Here is an 18321-nt window from a genome sequence, read left to right on the forward strand (position 1 = left end):
GCGCCCATCGGATCGGCTGCTGGCGCCCGGTCAGTCGGTCGAGGAGGTTGCTGATGGTGTGCTGGTCGTTGGGGAGCCGTTCGGAGAGGATGACGGTGGCGTCATCGTCGATGACGCAGACGTGGTGGTGGGTCTTGCCGACATCGACGCCAGCCCACAGTGATACCACAGGCATTCCTTCCATTTGATGTTATTCAGGAGTCCAGGTGCGCCCCGATCCGTGCCACATATAGTGGGGGGCGATTGTTCGCAACAGTCTCGAAGTGTTGAATCGGCGGCAGGGTAGGGTCGGGGTGTCGGTGTAAGATGGGGCCATTGTAGGCACTGTCCTTTAAGGCAAGTCCCGATCCCTCTGGGCTCACCTGCACAACGACTGGGGCTCCGTGTTGTTGCGGCGCGGATGCCATGTCTTCGCCTAAGGTCAAATCAAAAGTACTCAATTTCGGAGCTATCTAATCAAATCGCCGCCACGCGACCAGCCGTGATCGCCCTGGGATGGACGGATGTGGTTGCTCCGTGGGTGCTCGAACGCCGGGGGACTGGCGCGGAGTCGTTCGGATGCAGGTGGAATTCTGGGACCCATCCAGGGTGCTGGTCATTGCTTAGGCTCGATGTTGCTTGGCTGCAGGGCCAAGACCTGGGCGGATGCACCCGGACGTGGTCGGAGTGGAGAAGCTGTGGACGGACACTTTTGTGGCAGACGCAACCCTAAACGAAGAGGTAAATTGTTTTAGACTCTTAATCCGCAGGATGGCGCGGGCCTGTCGCATCGATGGTAGGTGATGGTAGCGGCGTCGCCCGACCCCTAACCCCGGACCCTGGAGCCCGGCGCGCTGTGTGTGTCGGCGGGAGGCCGATCCGTTTCCGGTATGACCTAGCGGCAGTGAGGCCGTCGGGGTGGGCGCGAGTCTCCATAGCCTCGACAGACTTTGGGAGAAGATTTTGGGCGGCTGCGGGGTCGTGGAGCAGGGTTGTTGGGGAGCAAATCGGGAGCGAAGCTGTGCTCCCAACCGCGTCGAACGGCGCTCAGCTACCTTGACCTGCATGTATCGACATCGGGCCGATCTGGCCCCCTTGTATCGTTGCTGGTCAGAGCGTTGGTCGGTGTTCCTTGACACAACTGCGCGCAACGGCGCTGAACGGACTTCAACTGCTGTCTATCGCTCCTGGCAGAGTGAGGTTCGGGGGAGTGGTGGGTAACGAGCGTTTGACCTGCTGAACGTTTCATTGGGGGCAGATTTGGGAGCAGTCGCCGAGATGATCTCTGTCGCCTTCGATTCGAAGGTGCGGGTCGGGACACGTATTTGATCAAGGTTCTGATCAGGCGCGATGCGGGGTGGTGGCATCTTCCGAAACTCGGAAGAGGTCATCGCCCGGGTTGTGTCGTGGAGGCGACCTCTTCCCGTAGTCGGAAGTGGTCAGGCTCGTCCACGTGCGCCGTCGGTGCGTGGCGTTGCGCCTCGCCTGGATGTCTTGCAACACCGTTGGCGAAACACTCCCGGTCGTCGGCCCGAGGGGAGGGTCCTCCGGTCTATGAACAAGATCACGTCAGTTGCCAGTACGGACGAACCGCCCGTTGAGCAGGCAAAACAGACCGTCCCCAGTCACTGGCGTGTAACGTTGGGCTTAAGAAAGTCGTATGCAGCCGCTACCCTGTGACCGCCTCCTCAAGGAGAAGGCACGGGACTTCCCCCATCCCGGAGGTGATCAGCATGGCACGAATCGAAGACGTCGCAGCGTACGTCCTCGACCAGCGCGGCCCGATCACAGCGATGAAGCTGCAAAAGCTCTGCTACTACGCGCAGGCATGGAACCTCGTCTGGGAGGACCAGCCGCTGTTCGACGCCCGCATCGAAGCGTGGGCGAACGGGCCAGTCATTACCGACCTGTACCGCATGCACCGGGGCTGCTTCAACCTCGACGCGGGCGACATCACCGGCGACGCGGACGCGCTGACGCCCGAGGAGCGGGAGACGGTCGACGCCGTCCTCGACTTCTACGGCGGCATGACGGCCCACCAACTGTCGGACCTGACTCATCGGGAAGACCCGTGGCAGCAGGCCCGGGAGTCCGCCGGGCTGTCCCCGATGGACCGTGGCACGGCCGAGATCACGACGGCGGCGATGCACGAGTTCTACTTGACCCTGGCGACGGCTGAAACCGAGTAGCCTGCCCTGGTGGGCAAGGGCTCCGGGAAGCGGGTACCGGCGGGGAGGATCCAGACGGGTCCTCCCCGCAAGGCTGTCCCGGCTGGTGCCGCCTCGCCGGCGAGGGGCTTCGTCGCGGTCGACCAGACGTTGTTCCGGGTCCGCTGGAACCGGTTCGACTACCAGGGGCCGTGGTGCATCGGCGCATCCACTCCCGATGCCTTGGTGACGCTGATGATGCGCCTGCGGGACATGGAGGGCATGACCCCGGCCCGAGTGTTTTCCGGCGATCTGGGCAAGGATTACGGCGAGCCGGCACGGCTACCGAACCGCGACGCCAGGAAGCGCCTGGAGGAGCTGGGGCTGGCGGACGAGACGTGTGTCAGTCGACTGCGGATCGGCGGGGCCGGCCGGTTGTACGGGTTCCGGCGTGATCCGGAGTTCTACGCCGTGTTCTGGGATCCGAAGCACGAGATCTGGCCGTCGTCGTCGTGACGAGGGCGGCGCAGCAGGTCGAGGCAGGTCACCGCTCCTCCTCGTACCACTCCCCCCACTCCTCGTAGTAGTAGCTGCCGCAGCCGTCGTCGTCGATCCACACGTCGTCGTCGCGGTGGGCCCACTTCCACAGGCCGACGGCGGCGGCGATGACGACGGCGAGTCCGAGGAGTCCCGTGAGGGCGTCCGGCATCTGGGCAGGCTACGACGCGCAGGCGGTAGGTTCAACGGACTGTGTGGAAGTGTCCACGATCCGTGAATCCTGCTCACCTGAAACCTAGCTAAGGAGATTGATATGGCCGCCGCAGGTTCCGACCCCTTTGCGAACAGCGATAGGAGCGACCTCCACTACCGGGCCGGATCATGGGTGCCGATGCCCGAAGTTCTCGCCAACTGCCCTGATGGAGCGGCGGTCGACGACTACCTCAAGTCGATCGGCTGGAAGCCCTTCATGCCTCTTGGGCAGTACACCGACAGCCTGTCAATCAAGTCGTGGCGGCACGCCGACGGTGGATTTCTAATCGCGATGAGCGACACCCTCAACACGTCGCCGTTCATGAAGGTTGACACGTTCCCAGAGTTGATGGATCTATTTTCCCGGTGGGCACCTGCCGTCCAGGCGGCGGCGATTAGCGACATTATCGGCGAACTGTCAGCGGGTGACTTGGTCGAGCGCGGCATGGTTGAGATGGTGGCGGCACGCGCTGCGCACGGCGTCGAGTATGAGGCTCCACAACTACGACGAGAGGCGCAGGAGCGGAAGAACCGATGACCGACACGAGCGCGCTCGCTGTTCGGCTGCGGGAGATCGCCGACGATCGGTAGTGGCCCGGCTGGTACCGGGCTGACGCGAAGTGCTGGGGCGCGGAGGGCTTGGAGCCGGCGTCGCTGGCCGACGACGACATTCGGGAAGCGCTGAAGGCGCAGTTGCTGGCCCGACCGAAGCCGACCGGTGCGCCGATGACCCGAGAGGGCCTGGACGAGTGGCTGGCGCGGCACCAGGCCGCCGGCGAGCGTCGCGCGGCGAGCGACTTCAGACCGTTGGACCCGCCGGCCGACGGTGGATGCCTCTTCGCCGAGGCTGCATCGCGCATCCTGACCGGCGCTGCCGAGCGTCGCTCCGCGAACCCCGACCGGACGACCTGGACCGGCTCCGGTCGCGGGGTAGCAAGTTGCGCGGGAGCCCCGGCCGTTAGGGTTCGTCCTTCAAGATGCGCTGCGGTTGTCCGCTGTCTTGGCGAAGCCATCGCAGCCCGGCCATGTCGGTGAAGCGAACTTCGATCGTGATGTGCTCCGCGAGTTCGGCGTCCTGCATCGGCTCACCATCTTTGAGCTTGGCGAATGCTGACTGGAACCGCTTTTCCAATTCCAGTTTCTCGCCCGGCCCGAGGGCTGCCGACCCGCGAAACTTGAGCCGGTCCACGGTATCGCCGTCAATGACGACCTGCGGGTGCACGTCGAGGATCGGGCCGGACCCATAGTTGGCAACAGTGAAGGCGAAACGCTTCAGAATGCCGGTCCTCAGGTTACTGATGTGGATGCCATTAATGACCACCGTCCGCGCCTGGGCTGCGACCGCGTCTCGTCGCTCTGCGACAGCCAGCGCTCGGTCCTGGGCTGCCTCGGCTCGATCCCGGGCTGCCTCGGCGCGTGCACACCGGCCAGCCCGGATTTCGTAGACGAGCAGCGCTGCGGTCGCTGCGGATGCGATCAAGCCGACAGCTACGCCGAGGACGCTGCCCCAACCCTGCATCCAGTCGGTGACCTTAGGATCTTCCGCTGCGGACAACAGCAGGTCTGTCTGCGGGCTCATGCGAACCCGAGCCAGTCCTTCGCCGGCCGCGTCATCAGACACGCCATGACCACGGCGAGCCAGCCGAGACCCCACAACGCCAAGCCGACCGAGGTCAGCGACATCAGGGCCATGACGAGGGCCAGGCCGAACGCCAGATACGACCCGTACCTCCTGCGGCGGAACAATGCGACCGTGGCTGTCCAGCAGGCGAGCGCGTACGCGGCTGCGAGGATCCCAGTCGGCAGGCTCCACTGGGTGCCGAGACCAAGGTTTGTCGCGGCGATGAGGGCGCCGAAGAGGCCAAGGAGCCCGTAGATGACGGCGACCGAGGTGATCGCCATCGGCCGCTGCATCGGTGGCTCGTCGGCGTCGTCGAGGTCTTCGTCAACGTCATCGTAGGTGTCGTCGGTCATGCCGGATCCGCCACGATCGTCCGCCGCCGCATTGGGTATACGACGTCGAGGCTTGCCGTCCATTTCTCATCCTTGAGAACTGGCTGCTCGTCTGCCTTCTCCTTGATCCACTGATGGGCGTCGGACTTTGCCGGAACGGCAGAGACCTGCCACCCCTCGGCGCCCAGTTCGTTTTGGACGTCGACCAAGGATCGGTCCCATTGCGACCAGGTGACCCGGTTGCCGCCCAGGTATACGGCTATCAGCTCGGTTTGTCGGCTTGGCGAGTTGGGTCGGGGCTCGTATGAGGTGAGGCGCACGAAGTGCAGTTCGCCGTACTCCCACTTCTCCATCCGGCGATCGTGGTGCAGCAACCTGCGGGCTTCCATGGACTGTCGCCGGTCCGACAGCCCGTTGCCCGTCTGGTGGAGGCTGCTGGGTCCGTTCGATCCATGACGAAAGGTTGAGGCCAACGCCGGTGTGGGTCTTGCGGCCGACCCCACCCTGAACGCTCGTTCGTGATCGTGACGCTACCGACCGGTACCGCCCCCGGACGCGGCGAGCAAGGCTCGGGCAATGAGCGAAAGCCTGCAACGCGGCAGGTGCGCCACCTGCACCGCCCCCATCAAAGGCCTGATCCGGCTCATGACCCTGTCCGCCGCCACCGCACTCCGGTTCAGAGACGCCCCACCCGACTTCATCCCCAACGACGCCATCGACGTCACCTGGACCGTCGAGCCGTGCGGGCACTGGATGAACCTGCTACAGCTCCGCGAGGCCGGCATCGAAGCCGAGCGGTACGAACACGAGGAGGCGTTGTGAGCTACCCGTACGACGCAAAGCGTCGAGTCACTGCGCTGGTCAAGTCGTTGCAGGTGCTCGTTCAACGCGACCCGGAACAGGAGGTTCAGGGCATCGCCTTGCCGGTTCTCGACGCCGCCCTGGGCGCCATCAAGCAGTCGATCCCTCACGATCCGGTGGTCAAGGCGCTTGTTGACCTCATGTCCGCCGACTTCATCGGCTCGGGCGACACAGTCCGGGCTGCCGACATGCTGGTTGTCGCTGAACAGCTCGACGCCGCCATCGGCCCGCGCCCGATGTTTGTGGCTTGACGCGGTCGGGGGGTGGCTCCGGCGGCACGTGTGATGGTGCGGGACAACGCCGGAGCCGCCCGCCGAGCACCGTAGGCGCAGGGTACGACGGTGCGGCACACTGAGGGCATGCCCGCCGACCAGGACCGGCCCGTGGTCGTGATTGATCCGGCCCTCGCGTTCGGACGCCCTCAGATCAAGGGCGTGACGACCGGAGCCCTCGCCGGACGGGTCATGGGTGGAGACAGCGTCAACGACGTCGTCGAAGACTTCGGCCTGACCCGGCGCGAGGTGCTGCTCGCCTGTTGGCATGAGGGCATTCAGGGCGAGTTTCAGCGCCAGTGGGGCGGCTGGGCGGCCGAGGTTCATGCCGCGCTTGGTGGCTGGGAGCCGCTGGACGTGGACGCCCTGCCGGACCCGCCGAGCCGCGACGAGCTGACCGAGCAGGCGGCGGCCTGATCGTGGAGGTTGACGACCCATACGTCATCCCGTCCGATGAGTCCGACCGGCACGCCACGTACGGCTGCCCATGCGGGGCGGAGACCGAGGCGGTGACGCGGCCGGACGGCAGCGCGACATGGCTTGTCATCCACAGGCGCTGGGATGGACGAAACCTCCTGGAGCCCCGCCCGCTGCGCTGATCAGTTCTGCTCGTGCAACTCCGCAAGCCGCGCCCGCTGCGTCGGTGTCATCGGTACCGTCTGCGCGACCGCCGCGCACAACGACAGGGCAGTGATGAATTGGGCGCACGTCTGACAGTCGTCGACCTGGCAGCCGGCGGCATGAGTGCGGGACGCTTCGATCGCCCAATGGTGCATGCGGCCCATAGCCCACGACATGCCGCCGTGCCGTGCCCTGCCTCGCCGGTCGGTGATCTGGCCGAGGAAGTAGGCGGTCTGTTCGGGGTCGGGCAGCATGTGCGCGGGCATCGCGATCTCCCTTGATCGGCGGTGTTCCTCCTGTCTACTCCGGCGTGACGTGTGTTGACCTCGGGTTCGGGGATCGTGCGGGGTCGGCTGGTTGCCCACGGTTGGCGACGGTTGGGTGATCTACGGTCACCGGTACGACGGAGCCCGGCACCGACACGATGGTGCCGGGCTCCGTCGCTGCACCGATCAGCTCTGCTTCTTCGTGCAGGTCAACACGATCAACGTGTCCACCGGCACCGACGTGCCAGCCTTCGCCGACTGTTTCGTCACCGTCCAGTTCGCCCTCAGGATCACAAACGTGTCCTCCTCGTCCTCCGAGCCGAAGTCGATCCGGGTGAACCCGAGCGCCCGTAGTTCGTCCTCGGCGACGGCGGCGTTCTTCCCGACCAGGTTCGGCACCTTCACCTTGATTGGACCGGCCGGCGTCGTGGGTGCCGGCGGCGGCGCTTCGGTTGTCGGTGCGGCGGCGGGTGTGGTTGGCACGGGTGTGACGACCGGTGCCGACGACGCCTTCGCCTCGCTCGTCGCCGAAGTTGAGGTGGAGGGTTCGCCGCCGGTGACCATGGCGACGATGCCGCAGACTCCGCAGACGAGGACGACGGCAATGCCTACGGCTGCGGCGGCGATTATGAGCGTGCGGTTGTTCTTCGCGGGCGGCGGGGTGTGCGGCTCCTGTTGGTAAGTCACCGTCGCAGTGTTCCGACGGCGGGTCGCGTCTGGTAGCCGATGATCGGGTGCGTGATGGTCAGCTAACCGTCTGTCGCCTGGACGGGGGTCAGCTATTCGGCCCCCTCACGCCAACGGACGACGTAGTCCTAGCCGGAGGGGACGTCGTGTGGCTTTTCAGTGATGGGCGATGGCGTGGCGACAACCCGCTGGACTAGGGCGTGTCCTGTCGATCATGAATCGGCGGTCCTGGTCATGACATGCTTCGGTCGTGTACTGGACCGAGGATCGCCGGCGTTTCAAGTGTCTGGTCGAGGCGCTGTCGGGACGGGCGGATGCGCAGGCTGAGGCCGAGATGGGTGCACCTCTCGATCCACGGCTTGAGGACTCGCTGGTGGATGTGATGGCGGGCGAGGAGCAACTCGGGCTGGAGACGCTCTGCGTCAACGCCCTCGACTACCGGGTCCGGCTGACAGGTGAGGAGTACGCGGTGATCACCGATCTCGCGCGACGTTGGGATCTAAGGCGTGTTTCATAAGCCGGTCAGAGCCACTCGGTGATGATGGTGATGGTCAGAACGGCTTGGAATCGGACTGCCAACTTGTCGTATCGGGTGGCGACGCCGCGATGGCGTTTGAGCCGGTTGATGGCGTTCTCGACGGCGTGGCGTAGCCGGTAGAGGTCCTTGTCGAACGCGGGTGGCCGCCCGCCCTTGGAGCCTTTGGCTTTGCGGTGGGCGTCCTGGTCGGTCTTGCTGGGGATGCAGGCCTTGATCCCACGCTTACGGAGATGGGCGCGGTTGCCTCGGCTGGTGTAGGCCTTGTCGGCCAGGACCAGGTCGGGGCGGCTACGGGGCCGGCCCACGCCGAGGCGGCTAACGCGGATGCGGCGCAGGACGGGGATGAACTGCGGACTGTCGCCACGGTGTCCGGCGGTCACGATCATCGACAGGACCTTTTGTCCCTGCTCGCAGGCCAGGTGAGTCTTGGTGGTCAGCCCGCCGCGTGATCGGCCCAGCGCGTGGTCGGCTGGTTCGTCGTGCACGCCGCCGGGCGACTCTTTCTGCAAGTGGCCGGTGCGGGCGCCGGCGGCGTGCTGGTGGGCGCGGCTGGTCATCGAGTCCACGCTCACCGTCCAGGCGATACGGCCGGCCGCGTCGCCGGCGGCCTGCAACGCGGTCAGGATCTTGTCCCAGGTGCCGTCACGCTGCCAGCGGCGGAACAGGCCGTAGACGGTGGGCCAGGGCGCGTACTCGGCCGGGACATCGCGCCATGGGGCGCCGATCCGGATCCGCCAGCGGATCCCGTCGATGAGCTGCCGTTTCTCCCATTTCGGCGGACGACCTGTCGTCGACGCGGCAGGCAGCAGCGGAGCCAGAACAGCACACTGCCTGTCGGTCAGGTCGTGCCGCCTCGTCACCGCTACGCTGGGCACGAGGTCTCCGGTATGAAGTTCTTGCTTGGTCGCAGAACCAGATACCGGAGACCTCTTCAGTTGTCGATCACCGCCACGCCGTGACCTCGACGCAGCCGGCCTGACTTACGAAACACGCCTTAGACCTGCGGGTCATCGGTGAGCTGAACGGGCTTGTGATCCTGGATGACGCATCCGAGCGGTCATGAGAGCCAGATGATGGTGGCGATGAGTACGAGGCCGGCCCGGTACAGGGATGCCCGTTTGGCGTAGCGGGTGGCCAGGTCGCGCCATTGCTTGAGTCGGTTGAAGCAGCGTTCCACGACGTTGCGCTTCTTGTATACCGCGCGGTCGAACGGCTGGTGGTCGCCCGCCGTTGCTGCCCTTGGCGGCGCGGCGGGCGATCTGGTCCGAGCGTTCCGGGATGACGTGCCGGATTCCGCGAGCGCGCAGGGCACGGCGGGTGGAGTCGTGGGCGTAGCCCTTGTCCGCGATCAGCACGTCAGGACGTTTGCGGGGCCGCCCTGGTCCGGATTCGTTGACCCGGATCTGGTCGAGCAGCGCCAACAGTTGGGGGTTGTCGCCGGCCTGCCCCGGGGTGAGCAGGATCGACAACGGCCGGCCGTGTCCGTCGACCGCGAGGTGGATCTTCGTGCTCAGCCCTCCGCGTGATCGGCCGATGGCCTCGCCATCTTGCGCACCAGGCGTCGCCGCACTGGCTGGACAGCCCCTTCTTTGCGGGCGCCAGCGGCATGCTGGTGCGCCCGCACGATCGACGAGTCGACGCTGATCGTCCACTGCACCGGTGTGCCGTCGTCATGCACCTGCGCCGCGGCCAGCACCTGATCCCAGGTGCCGTCGGCTGTCCACCGCCGTAAGCGTTCATGGCAGGTCTTCCACGGTCCGTAGCGTTCCGGCAGGTCACGCCACGGCGCACCCGTACGCAGCTTCCACAAGATCCCGTTGATGACCTGCCGGTGATCCCGCCACCGCCCAGACCGCGTCCCCGGCTCGGGAAGTAACGGCGCGATCACCGCCCACGCCTCGTCGGTCACCTCACCACGACGTACCACCAGAACATGGTCAACGACCCACCGCTACATGATCGACAGGACACGCCCTAGTAGTGCTTTGTTGGGTTGGCGTGTCGTGGGTCGTCCGGGCGGGGCGGGTAGTTTCATGCCTCGGTGACTCCTGACGAGCTTTCGGTTGTGCGGCGACGCCTTGAGGCGTTCGCCGCGGAGATATTCGCGCCTTTGGCCAGGTCGGATCAGCGGGTCAAGGGCGTGACGTATCTGCGTGGGCTGCTGCTTGACGGTCGGCGGAAGTCGATGCAGCCGATGGCGCAGCGTCTCGGTGTGGATCATCAGGGGTTGCAGCAGTTCGTGACGACCTCGACGTGGGACACCACGGCGGTCCGGGCGCGGCTGGCCGGCCGGGCCGTCGAGGTCGTCGATCCGGTCGCGTGGGTCGTCGATGACACGGGGTTCGTGAAGGACGGCTACGGTTCGCCGGGCGTGGCCCGGCAGTACTCCGGCACTTTGGGCAAGGTCGCGAACTGCCAGATCGGGGTCAGTGTCCACGCGGTCACCGACGCCGCCTCGTGTCCGCTGGACTGGCGGCTGTTCCTGCCCGAGTCGTGGGATCCGGTCAAGGCCGGACCGGCCGCCGTGAAAGCGGCCAAAGCCAAACGGCGCAAGACGCTGATCAATGCTCCGCGAGCGGCCTCGGCCACGGACGCGGGCGGAGTGGATCTCGAGGCGGTCGCGCGGGTCGCGACCGAGACCGCCCGGGCCCGGCGGCGTGCCTGCGGGATACCGGACGACGAGGGCCATCGTCCGAAGTGGATGCTCGCTGTCGAGATGATCGACGGACTGGCCGGGCGCGGGCTCCGGCCGCCGGTAGTGGCCGCGGACTCCGGCTACGGCGACAGCGGCCCGTTCCGGGCCGCGCTCGACGAACGCGGCATCGCCTACAGCGTCCAGGTCAAACGCGAAACCCTTGCCCACCCCGCCGACGCGACACCGGTCGAGCGGACCCGGTCCGCACGAGGCCGCCCCCCGACCCGGACCAGTCCGGACTACCCCGACGACGCGGTCAGCGTCGCCGAACACGTCCGCGAGGCCGGCCGGGACGCGGCAGTCACCGTCACCTGGCGCGAGGGCAGCAAAGGCACCCTCAGCTCACAATTCGTGTTCCTGCGCGTCCGGCCGGCCGGACACCGAATCCCCCGCGCCCCCGACGGCACCCTGCCCGAACGCTGGCTGATCGCCGAATGGCCCGACGACCAGCCCGAACCCGTCACCTACTGGCTGACCAGCCAACCCGCCGACACCGAACCCGCCGACCTGATCCGCACCGCCAAGACCCGCTGGCGGATCGAACACGACTACCGCGAACTCAAAACCGGCCTCGGCCTCGACCACTTCGAAGGCCGCAGCTGGACAGGCTGGCACCGCCACGTCACCCTCGTCACCGCCGCCCACCTCTTCATCACCCTGCTACGACACGACCCAAAAGCGGCTGCGCCGGCCTGACTCTCTACACCACCATCCGCGAGCTTCAATACCTCCTCGCGACCTGGACCGGCGCATGCACAACCTGCCACCAAACCGTCAAACCCCAACACCGCACCAGACATCGACAGACCTAACAAAGCACTACTAGGCCACCTCGACCAGCGGCAGATCCGCCGGGCCGCAATGACCAACGAGGAACGGGCGACCGACGCCGTGATCTATGGCGTACCTGCCGACGCCCTCGACCACACCGGACCCTCCGTGGTCACCATCAACGGCACCGTCGCCTCACTCGCAGCCACAGAGGCGATGGTCCACCTCACCGGCCTGCGAACACCCAAACAGCAACTCGCCTACCGGGCTGACCAAGGCGGCGTCCGCATCAACGTCGACAAGCCGACCCTGCCCACATGCCCCTACTGCACGCGGTGGGACCACCATCCCCGTTAGGCAGTGCAGTTCCGTGGAACGTGTCGGATTCGACACGAGGCGCACGGAGGCGAGAGACCCTGGTGCCCCGGCGCTTGGCCGGGGCACGACCCCCAACACGCTTCTCCTGTCGAAGGCGTAGCACATCTCCCTGCGCGGTCAGGCCGTCGGTACCCACACCTGCCAGGTGACGCTGATGTCCTCGATTCGACTGTCATCGTGGACGATCCCCCACGCCGGCTGTCCGCAACCATGAGACGACATCCATCCGGCCGTACCGTACGCCGCCGGCTCGACAGTGATCAGGTCGGGAGCGGAAACCAGAGAAGCAGCTATAGGGACGTCACCGAGGCTGCGCCACCTGATAAGGAACCTCTGATGCGCGCAGCCGTTCATCGTGGCCGGGAAACCTGGAATGGTAGCGAGGCCTCCTTCGCCGCCGAAGACCCGGACAGTGGTGTTGCCCTGCACGCCCAGGTTGTATCCGGGGAAGCTCTGCGGCCAGTCCGGCAGTGAACCTGCCGGACCAGTCTCGTTGACAAGGTCTGCCACGTCGATGCCCCACGGCGAAGGCCGGTCCTCTGTCGGCCGGTTCCGCATCAGCCAGCCGACAATCGCGGCGCCTCCGGTAATCAGGGCGATAAAGACACCGACGATGCTGGCAATCTTGTCCGCGACGTCGAGTCCAGCCAACATCAGGAACCCGCCGAAGACGGCGAGACCAACCACTCCGGCGGCTGTGAACACGGGCAGCAACCAGCGGCGAGAATCCCAGGCGCTCGCCGTCGCCCCACGGGCGGCCGGCGACGCCCGCTGGTGTTCCGCTCGGGTGCCACGGTTTGAGGTCATCGTCGGCTCGATCTCACGGGGTAGGCGATGGGTTGTCGCCGTAGCCTTCGGTGATTCGAAGGACTAGGCCGGGCTGCAGTTCGGCTAGTGCCGGGAGCGGGGTCAACCACGATCCCAGAATGAAGGCCCGCGCGTAGAGCTGCCGGCCTGCCGGCAATCCCATGACATGGGCGATCTCCGCCAGCGTCTCGGCCCGCAGGTCAGGTCGGGTGATCGTGCCGGCGACCGCTTCCGCTCGTCTTGGGTCGCGGGGGGCAGTAGCCACCGCAACCGCCGCCAGGGCCCGCTCCTGATCACCGAAAGCCGGATCGACGCGGCGCGCGATCCGTTCCGCCCGTTCGTTGTCGCCCGCAGCCGCAACCAGTCGCGCGACCTCGGTTACCTCCGGCGACACAACGCGTACACCAAGACGCAAGGAGTTGATGACGTTCTCGGCACGGTCGCAGTACCCGTCCGCAGCCAATGCGCGTGCTACCTCAGCCAAGATGTTCGGCGCATCGCCCGGCCGAACCATTGTGACCGCGATTTGAAGGGCGTGGTCGACATCGCCGGCAGCGACGAGAGCACCAGCGATGTCGACCAGGACCGAGGTCTCTCGACGCCCATGGGAAGAGGGAGCGATCTCCTCGGCCGCTTTCGCGGCCAAGTCCCGGCCACGCGACTGATCGCCGGCTGCCGCCAGTGCCTTGGCCACCAGGGCCATGGCCCGGGTCCTTCGGTGACGGGCGATGACAGTCCGGGCTGCCTCCTCGGCCATAAACGCCACGCTGAGGGCACGATCCCGGCGCCCCGCCCCGACGACCTCCACGAGTGCGCTGACCCGATCGCCCGGATCGGGTATGCGGCAGGCAATCGTCTCCGCGTGCTCGGAGTCACCGGCCACCGCTGCCGCCCGGGCGGCAGCGGTCAACGCCTGCGCCTGCTGGGACGCCGCCGGGACGGTCCGCGCGACCTGCTCAGCTGCCCGGGCCAACGTCGCGGCGCGGGTACGGTCACCAGCTCCGGCCACCGTCTCGGCGACCGCCGCCAGGGCCAGGGCTCGCCGGTAAACCGCGGGGATCGTCCCTGCGATGCGCTCTGCCCGGTCCGGGTCACCGGCGGCAGCTACGGCGACTTCCGATAGTGCCTGGATCCGCCGATCTGGATCGGCCAGTGCGTTGGCGATCCGTTCCGCCCGGTCGGCGTCACCCGCGATGGCCACTGCCCGGGCGACGACCGTCAGCTTTGCGGCATCCCAGTCGTAGCTCGAGATTGCGCGGGCGATCCGCTCGGCCTGCACGGCCAGGGTTCGGGCTCGTTCGTGATCCTCCGCCGCGGCCGCCAAGGCGACCGCCGCCAACGCCTGCGCCTGCTCGCTTGGCCGGCGCAGGCCAAGGGCCACCTCTTCAGCTCGGCCCGGATCGCCAGCGGTCACGGCCGCCGATTGCTGCTGCTCTATCCCAGCCCCGCCCGTATAGGCCGTACCGGAGACGGCAGTACGGATCCGGGCGATCACGTCGATCGTCTGCGACCGCAGACTCCCGGCTGTCACGGAGGCCGCGATCAGCTCCGCCTGATCGAGGGCGCCCGCGATTGCGACCGTGCGGGCGATGCCTGCCAGCGTGCCGTCACGGTCGGCATACCTCGGCACCTCGGCGGCCGCCCGCCACGCGGCCTGGGCCCACCTGTCCGCCTCCCCCCGATCTTCGGCGGCCGCCATCGCACCGGCGACCTCGGCGAATGCCCTCGCTTGGCCAATCGGATCGGTGATGGTCAGCGCCACCTGGGCGGCGTCGGTGGCCCATCTGGCGGCGCTGGCCCTGTCACCAGCGGCCGCGCGTGCCCGGGCTGTCTCCGCCAAGGCCTGCACCTGCTGGTTCTTGTTCGGGATGCTGTGCGCGAGTGATTCGGCGCGGACCGGGTGACCTAGCGTGGCCCACAGTGCTGGCAGGTTGGTTGGGATGGCGGCGTTACGCGCCTGCAGGGCAGCCCTGTGGCGGGAAAGTCGCGCCAGCGCTGCCAGATCCGGCTCGGGCCGACCCATGATGAGATTCTGGGCCTCGAGGATCTCGTTCAGCAAGGCGGCGTCCCCGCCGCTGAGATCGAGCATCCGATCCTGTCTGGCGGTATCGGTCGCCAGTGCGATCAACCGCTCCGTGGCGCCGATCTCGGCGAGCATTCGCGGATAGTCCCTTAGCAGGTATTCCGGGGTGTTGGGCGGCCACGGTGTGCCGCCGTCGTGACCGCGATAGGTGTCAGCCCACACGTGCAGACGCTCGCGGTAGGCGGCGAGGCGTTGTGGGCCGAGGTAATCGACGGCGGTCCGCTGCAGTTCCTCGTGACCGAGCAGGTAGACCTCGCCGGCTTCGGGCGACCAAACGCCGCCTCGGCGGGTGAAGGTCCGGCCGGCCACGGTGTGCAGGACGTCCTCGACGGTCAAAAGATCCGCGCCGGTGAGCTCACGCAGATCGGCCTGGGAGAGACCGCCGCGCGACGCGGCCAGCAGACCGAGGAGGTCCCGCTCGACCTCCGACCCCTTCAAGATGCGGCGAAGTTCGGCCCGGCTGAGCCGCCCCTTGTCACCAGCGTGCGGCGAAGCGTCAAGCCGACGGATGATCCTCGGATCGCCCAGCGGATGTGAGCCGGGCACGTCGGCGGGAAGGGGCGGATTCGGCCGGCCCGCGACGATGACGCGCATGCCGTGAGGCGGGTCGGCCGGCAGCAGCCCGGCGATGCTGTTGGTGTACGGGCCGAGGGAGGCATCGCGCTCCTCGTCTAGGCCGTCGACGACCAGGACAAGCCTTCCACCGGCCTCCTGCCGCGCCGCTGCGGCCTCGCGAAGCAGAGTGAGCATCAAGGTCTCTCGGGTGCCGTCGTCCGCTACGGTCGGAAGATCGTTGCCGGTTAGCGAGCACAGTTGGCCGAGTACGGCCTTGGTGAACGCCTCGCGGGTGTCCTGCCCGGCTTGCCAGGCGGTGATGAAGAAAGACGCGATCTGCACACCGGCGGCGGTCAGCGCGGCTGGTGGATGCAACACGAACGTCGACAGCAGCGCGGATTTGCCGGCCCACGCATCGGCGCGCCACCAGGCGTACGGTCCCCGGCCGGCCTCGGTGCAGAAGGCTGTCAGCTCGGCCAGCTCAGCCTCGCGGTCAAGTAACTCCGGAGGCGCGATGCGTCGCACCTGTTCCAGGTAGACCGGTTGCGCCGCCCACCGTGAGTCCAGCCCAGTGATCTGGAGAACATTGGTCGTAATCGGCCCGGCGTTGTCGCCACCCACAGAGACGGCGCCATCGCCCACCGCTAGTGGCGCGGCCGGCTGGCGTTTGCCGAGGATCACGACTGCTGGCTCCACGAAGATCGAACGTGCGGCAGAGAGTCCTTGAGCTTATGTGATGCTGTCCAAGGAGGACAGCGTGCACCGCGCCACCTCGGCCACTGGACCGTGTTCGTAGACTGATTGGAGAGGCCGGAGGAAGGTCGCCATGGCGCGTAGGGGTCGTCGCTGGTTGTGGGCCGGACGGCTCGTGTGCCTTCTGCTGGTAGGCGGGCTGGTCACGTACCTGATGTCGGTGGGCCTAGACAAGGCCGACAAGGTCGCGAGTGGCATTGGCGCGGTCGCGGCACTGTTAGCGCTGATCGCGCCGTATCTCATACCTTCGAGCCAAGATGACGAGGCCACCGATGCGCACGCTAGCGGGGCTGGTGCGGTTGCGATCGGCGGGACGAACACCGGCGAGGTAATCGCCGAGGCCACGGGCACCATCCCATCGGCGGCGCCTGCTCCGGACGGCGGGGTGAGCGCGACCGGGCCGGCCTCCGTGGCTGTCGGCGGAAAAAACACGGCGCTGATCCGTACGAGGTTCACCGGCCGGGGACAAGCTGGGTAAGCCTCTCAGAGGTCGTGATGGACCCGTCCACCGCGACACGGCAAATTTGCTGCGCGTGTCGCCGGCGGCGTGCCCGTTGTGGCGGCCGGCGGCGGGCAACCACGGCCAGCGATGAGAGCGACGATCAGGCCGTGACCAGTAGGGAGAGCAGGCAAGTGGAGCGCCGCCGACCTCTGATCCACAATTCCTAAACCGCGTCAGATGCTGTAGACCTGAGTGGTGGAGATCGACCCCACCCTGCTGCAGGGCATTGATCTCGCCGGTTCTCTAGACCGGGAGATCGACAAGCCCCCGCGCATGCTGCCACAGAACGGCGCCTTGCAAGCGCTGTCCCAACGCCGCCCCAAGGCGGCGACGTGGGTGCAGCAGGTCGTGGGCGGCCGTTTTACGCCGTCTACAGAGGAAACGGTCGCGGTCAGCAAGATCAACCACGGGGTCCGCCCAGTAGCGGTCTGGGACCTGCCAACCCGGGTCCTCTACGGCGCCTTGGCCATGCACCTCGAACCCTCCCTGCCGTCGGTAGACCGTGGACAGACGCAATGGGCTGCGTTCAGACGGGCGCCGCTGGAGTATGACGGCTCGTACATCATCGCCACGGACATCGCCTCCTGCTATCAGTACATCGACCACAACCTCCTCATGGACGAGCTGCTGATACAGGTAGGCGAGCACGCCGCCGTCAACACGCTCCGCGACCTTCTCTCGACCACTCAAGGCCGGACGTATGGGATTCCGCAACAATCGGCAGCCAGCGACCTGCTCGCAGAAGCCCTGCTGGACCGCTTAGAGCGGGTGTTGGTACGCCGAGGAATCCAGGCAGGCAGGTACAACGACGACTTCCGGTTCACCTGCCGGTCCTGGTCCGATGCAATTCGCGCGATCGAAATCTTCTCCGAGGAAACGCGACGGCTCGGCCTCACGATGAATGATCTCAAGACCCTCACCTGGAAGCGTTCCACCTACCAGCGCTCCCTGGATGAGGCCGAGGACCTCCGCAAGCAGATCGCCGCCGACGCTCAATATGACCTGACGTTGATCGAGTATGACCCGTACGGCGACGAGGTCGTTTCACAGCCGCCGGACCCAACCGATGTCGACCGAGAAGCCGCCGCGCGGATCGTCGAGCGGTGGGCCAAGGTCGGTGGTCGCAGTCAGATCGCAGCGAGGCGAGTGAAGGAACATCGAGCTTTGCTCGACCTGCTGTCCTCGGCATTGGCGACGCTGGAGACGGAACCTACGACAGACTCCGAACTCTTGAAGCACCTCATGCTGATATTGCGATTCGCCCGGCAGATGACGCCGGCGGTCTGCCGGTACCTTGCAGGACGCACGGATCCCGCTCCAGTGATCGCCGCCTTCGACAAACTGTTGACCTCCAGGGCTTACCTGAACGACTGGCAGTCGTGGTGGCTACAGTCGGCGATCGCTTCCAACCCAGCCTTCGGGACCGGTGACGGCGCCAAGCGAAGAATCGAGTGGGTTCACGAGGCCTTCGGCGCGCAGGCCCCGACACCGCGCGCGTACGCCGCCCTCACCCTCGCCCGCCACGGCCAGATCAACGCTGACGAGCTACTTCGTCTGTACGACCGGACGGGTGCTACTGCCCGACCGTTGCTGGTCGCCGCCATCGCGTTGACAAAGCCCCCCAACCGCATCAGCAAAGCGGTCACCCAAGACAATCCGCTGCACCGGTGGGTGTATGAATGGGCGCCCACCGGTGCCTAGCA

21 protein-coding genes and 1 pseudogene are annotated in these 18321 nt (G+C 66.7%); 11 read left to right on the forward strand and 11 right to left on the reverse strand.

The genetic code is table 11. From position 1 onward, the window contains the following. On the reverse strand, positions 1–184 hold a 184-nt coding region (locus tag Pen02_RS40090; protein WP_372445768.1), incomplete at its 3' end, for an IS110 family transposase. 1528 nt (positions 185–1712) lie between these two features. Between Pen02_RS40090 and Pen02_RS40095 the strand changes: the two genes are divergently transcribed. Both Pen02_RS40095 and Pen02_RS40100 read left to right on the forward strand, forming a co-directional pair. Then, entirely contained in the window at positions 1713–2168 is a 456-nt protein-coding gene (locus tag Pen02_RS40095) for a Panacea domain-containing protein (protein ID WP_203871449.1), read from the forward strand. A gap of 9 nt (positions 2169–2177) precedes the next feature. Beyond that, positions 2178–2642 (forward strand): hypothetical protein, encoded by a 465-nt coding sequence (locus Pen02_RS40100; protein WP_203871450.1) that lies wholly within the window; start codon positions 2178–2180, stop codon positions 2640–2642. A 28-nt stretch (positions 2643–2670) separates the two neighbouring features. Here Pen02_RS40100 and Pen02_RS40105 read toward each other — a convergent pair whose 3' ends face one another. Beyond that, positions 2671–2835 carry a hypothetical protein gene (locus Pen02_RS40105; protein ID WP_203871451.1) on the reverse strand — a complete coding sequence of 55 codons (165 nt, stop codon included), beginning with the start codon at positions 2833–2835 and terminating at the stop codon, positions 2671–2673. A 180-nt stretch (positions 2836–3015) separates the two neighbouring features. Here Pen02_RS40105 and Pen02_RS40110 point away from each other — a divergent pair, with 180 nt between their 5' ends. Continuing rightward, a complete protein-coding gene (locus Pen02_RS40110; RefSeq protein WP_203871452.1) occupies positions 3016–3414 on the forward strand; it encodes a hypothetical protein in 399 nt (132 codons plus the stop codon). A 420-nt stretch (positions 3415–3834) separates the two neighbouring features. On the opposite strand, the gene Pen02_RS40115 is transcribed toward Pen02_RS40110, so the two are convergent. From Pen02_RS40115 to Pen02_RS40125, 3 genes are read right to left on the reverse strand one after another with little or no spacing between them, the layout of a single operon-like run. Then, positions 3835–4455, reverse strand: a complete 621-nt coding sequence (locus Pen02_RS40115; protein ID WP_203871453.1) for a hypothetical protein — start codon at positions 4453–4455, stop codon at positions 3835–3837. After that, on the reverse strand, positions 4452–4850 hold the full coding sequence (locus tag Pen02_RS40120; protein WP_203871454.1) for a hypothetical protein: 399 nt from the start codon (positions 4848–4850) through the stop codon (positions 4452–4454). The genes Pen02_RS40115 and Pen02_RS40120 overlap by 4 nt, the downstream gene beginning before the upstream one ends. Further along, positions 4847–5182, reverse strand: a complete 336-nt coding sequence (locus tag Pen02_RS40125; protein ID WP_203871455.1) for a hypothetical protein — start codon at positions 5180–5182, stop codon at positions 4847–4849. Before Pen02_RS40125 ends, Pen02_RS40120 begins: the two co-directional genes overlap by 4 nt. Before the next feature lie 223 nt (positions 5183–5405). Between Pen02_RS40125 and Pen02_RS40130 the strand changes: the two genes are divergently transcribed. From Pen02_RS40130 to Pen02_RS40140, 3 genes are all read left to right on the forward strand, one after another. Then, the gene (locus Pen02_RS40130; RefSeq protein ID WP_203871456.1) at positions 5406–5651 is read left to right on the forward strand and encodes a hypothetical protein; all 246 of its coding nucleotides are present in this window, start codon (positions 5406–5408) and stop codon (positions 5649–5651) included. Then, positions 5648–5941 (forward strand): hypothetical protein, encoded by a 294-nt coding sequence (locus Pen02_RS40135; RefSeq protein ID WP_203871457.1) that lies wholly within the window; start codon positions 5648–5650, stop codon positions 5939–5941. The genes Pen02_RS40130 and Pen02_RS40135 overlap by 4 nt, the downstream gene beginning before the upstream one ends. 108 nt (positions 5942–6049) lie before the next feature. Beyond that, positions 6050–6379: a DUF433 domain-containing protein gene (locus Pen02_RS40140; RefSeq protein ID WP_203871458.1), complete on the forward strand. Its 330-nt coding sequence runs from the start codon at positions 6050–6052 to the stop codon at positions 6377–6379. A 182-nt stretch (positions 6380–6561) separates the two neighbouring features. On the opposite strand, the gene Pen02_RS40145 is transcribed toward Pen02_RS40140, so the two are convergent. Then, positions 6562–6849, reverse strand: a complete 288-nt coding sequence (locus Pen02_RS40145; protein WP_203871459.1) for a hypothetical protein — start codon at positions 6847–6849, stop codon at positions 6562–6564. A 186-nt stretch (positions 6850–7035) separates the two neighbouring features. Then, the gene (locus tag Pen02_RS40150) at positions 7036–7536 is read right to left on the reverse strand and encodes a PASTA domain-containing protein (protein ID WP_203871460.1); all 501 of its coding nucleotides are present in this window, start codon (positions 7534–7536) and stop codon (positions 7036–7038) included. Between the two features lie 250 nt (positions 7537–7786). Here Pen02_RS40150 and Pen02_RS40155 point away from each other — a divergent pair, with 250 nt between their 5' ends. Then, on the forward strand, positions 7787–8053 hold the full coding sequence (locus tag Pen02_RS40155) for a hypothetical protein (RefSeq protein ID WP_203871461.1): 267 nt from the start codon (positions 7787–7789) through the stop codon (positions 8051–8053). A gap of 5 nt (positions 8054–8058) precedes the next feature. On the opposite strand, the gene Pen02_RS40160 is transcribed toward Pen02_RS40155, so the two are convergent. Continuing rightward, positions 8059–8949 carry an IS5 family transposase gene (locus tag Pen02_RS40160; RefSeq protein WP_203871462.1) on the reverse strand — a complete coding sequence of 297 codons (891 nt, stop codon included), beginning with the start codon at positions 8947–8949 and terminating at the stop codon, positions 8059–8061. A 182-nt stretch (positions 8950–9131) separates the two neighbouring features. Then, positions 9132–10001 (reverse strand): annotated as a pseudogene (locus tag Pen02_RS40165) (IS5 family transposase). A gap of 114 nt (positions 10002–10115) precedes the next feature. Between Pen02_RS40165 and Pen02_RS40170 the strand changes: the two are divergent. Both Pen02_RS40170 and Pen02_RS40175 read left to right on the forward strand, forming a co-directional pair. After that, the gene (locus Pen02_RS40170) at positions 10116–11465 is read left to right on the forward strand and encodes an IS701 family transposase (RefSeq protein ID WP_239142009.1); all 1350 of its coding nucleotides are present in this window, start codon (positions 10116–10118) and stop codon (positions 11463–11465) included. 165 nt (positions 11466–11630) lie between these two features. After that, positions 11631–11897: a hypothetical protein gene (locus tag Pen02_RS40175; protein WP_203871463.1), complete on the forward strand. Its 267-nt coding sequence runs from the start codon at positions 11631–11633 to the stop codon at positions 11895–11897. Positions 11898–12035: 138 nt separating this feature from the next. On the opposite strand, the gene Pen02_RS40180 is transcribed toward Pen02_RS40175, so the two are convergent. Together Pen02_RS40180 and Pen02_RS40185 are read right to left on the reverse strand one after the other, a co-directional pair. After that, positions 12036–12725, reverse strand: coding sequence for a hypothetical protein (locus Pen02_RS40180; RefSeq protein ID WP_203871464.1), 690 nt, complete (start codon positions 12723–12725; stop codon positions 12036–12038). 13 nt (positions 12726–12738) lie between these two features. Then, entirely contained in the window at positions 12739–16044 is a 3306-nt protein-coding gene (locus tag Pen02_RS40185) for a P-loop domain-containing protein (RefSeq protein ID WP_203871465.1), read from the reverse strand. A 187-nt stretch (positions 16045–16231) separates the two neighbouring features. On the opposite strand from Pen02_RS40185, the gene Pen02_RS40190 reads away from it, so the two are divergent. After that, entirely contained in the window at positions 16232–16594 is a 363-nt protein-coding gene (locus tag Pen02_RS40190) for a hypothetical protein (protein ID WP_203871466.1), read from the forward strand. 219 nt (positions 16595–16813) lie between these two features. Beyond that, a complete protein-coding gene (locus Pen02_RS40195) occupies positions 16814–18319 on the forward strand; it encodes an RNA-directed DNA polymerase (RefSeq protein WP_203871467.1) in 1506 nt (501 codons plus the stop codon). The last annotated feature ends 2 nt before the right edge of the window (positions 18320–18321 follow it).

The organism is Plantactinospora endophytica (assembly GCF_016862915.1).
Lineage (GTDB): Bacteria > Actinomycetota > Actinomycetes > Mycobacteriales > Micromonosporaceae > Plantactinospora > Plantactinospora endophytica.

Excerpts from the sequence above, each read along its gene's own strand:
- Pen02_RS40125 (WP_203871455.1), bottom strand. The coding sequence starts at position 5,182 with ATGGAGAAGTGGGAGTACGGCGAACTGCACTTCGTGCGCCTCACCTCA.
- Pen02_RS40130 (WP_203871456.1), top strand. The coding sequence starts at position 5,406 with ATGAGCGAAAGCCTGCAACGCGGCAGGTGCGCCACCTGCACCGCCCCC.
- Pen02_RS40095 (WP_203871449.1), top strand. The coding sequence starts at position 1,713 with ATGGCACGAATCGAAGACGTCGCAGCGTACGTCCTCGACCAGCGCGGC.
- Pen02_RS40115 (WP_203871453.1), bottom strand. The coding sequence starts at position 4,455 with ATGAGCCCGCAGACAGACCTGCTGTTGTCCGCAGCGGAAGATCCTAAG.
- Pen02_RS40105 (WP_203871451.1), bottom strand. The coding sequence starts at position 2,835 with ATGCCGGACGCCCTCACGGGACTCCTCGGACTCGCCGTCGTCATCGCC.
- Pen02_RS40145 (WP_203871459.1), bottom strand. The coding sequence starts at position 6,849 with ATGCCCGCGCACATGCTGCCCGACCCCGAACAGACCGCCTACTTCCTC.
- Pen02_RS40175 (WP_203871463.1), top strand. The coding sequence starts at position 11,631 with ATGACCAACGAGGAACGGGCGACCGACGCCGTGATCTATGGCGTACCT.
- Pen02_RS40140 (WP_203871458.1), top strand. The coding sequence starts at position 6,050 with ATGCCCGCCGACCAGGACCGGCCCGTGGTCGTGATTGATCCGGCCCTC.
- Pen02_RS40180 (WP_203871464.1), bottom strand. The coding sequence starts at position 12,725 with ATGACCTCAAACCGTGGCACCCGAGCGGAACACCAGCGGGCGTCGCCG.
- Pen02_RS40110 (WP_203871452.1), top strand. The coding sequence starts at position 3,016 with ATGCCCGAAGTTCTCGCCAACTGCCCTGATGGAGCGGCGGTCGACGAC.
- Pen02_RS40120 (WP_203871454.1), bottom strand. The coding sequence starts at position 4,850 with ATGACCGACGACACCTACGATGACGTTGACGAAGACCTCGACGACGCC.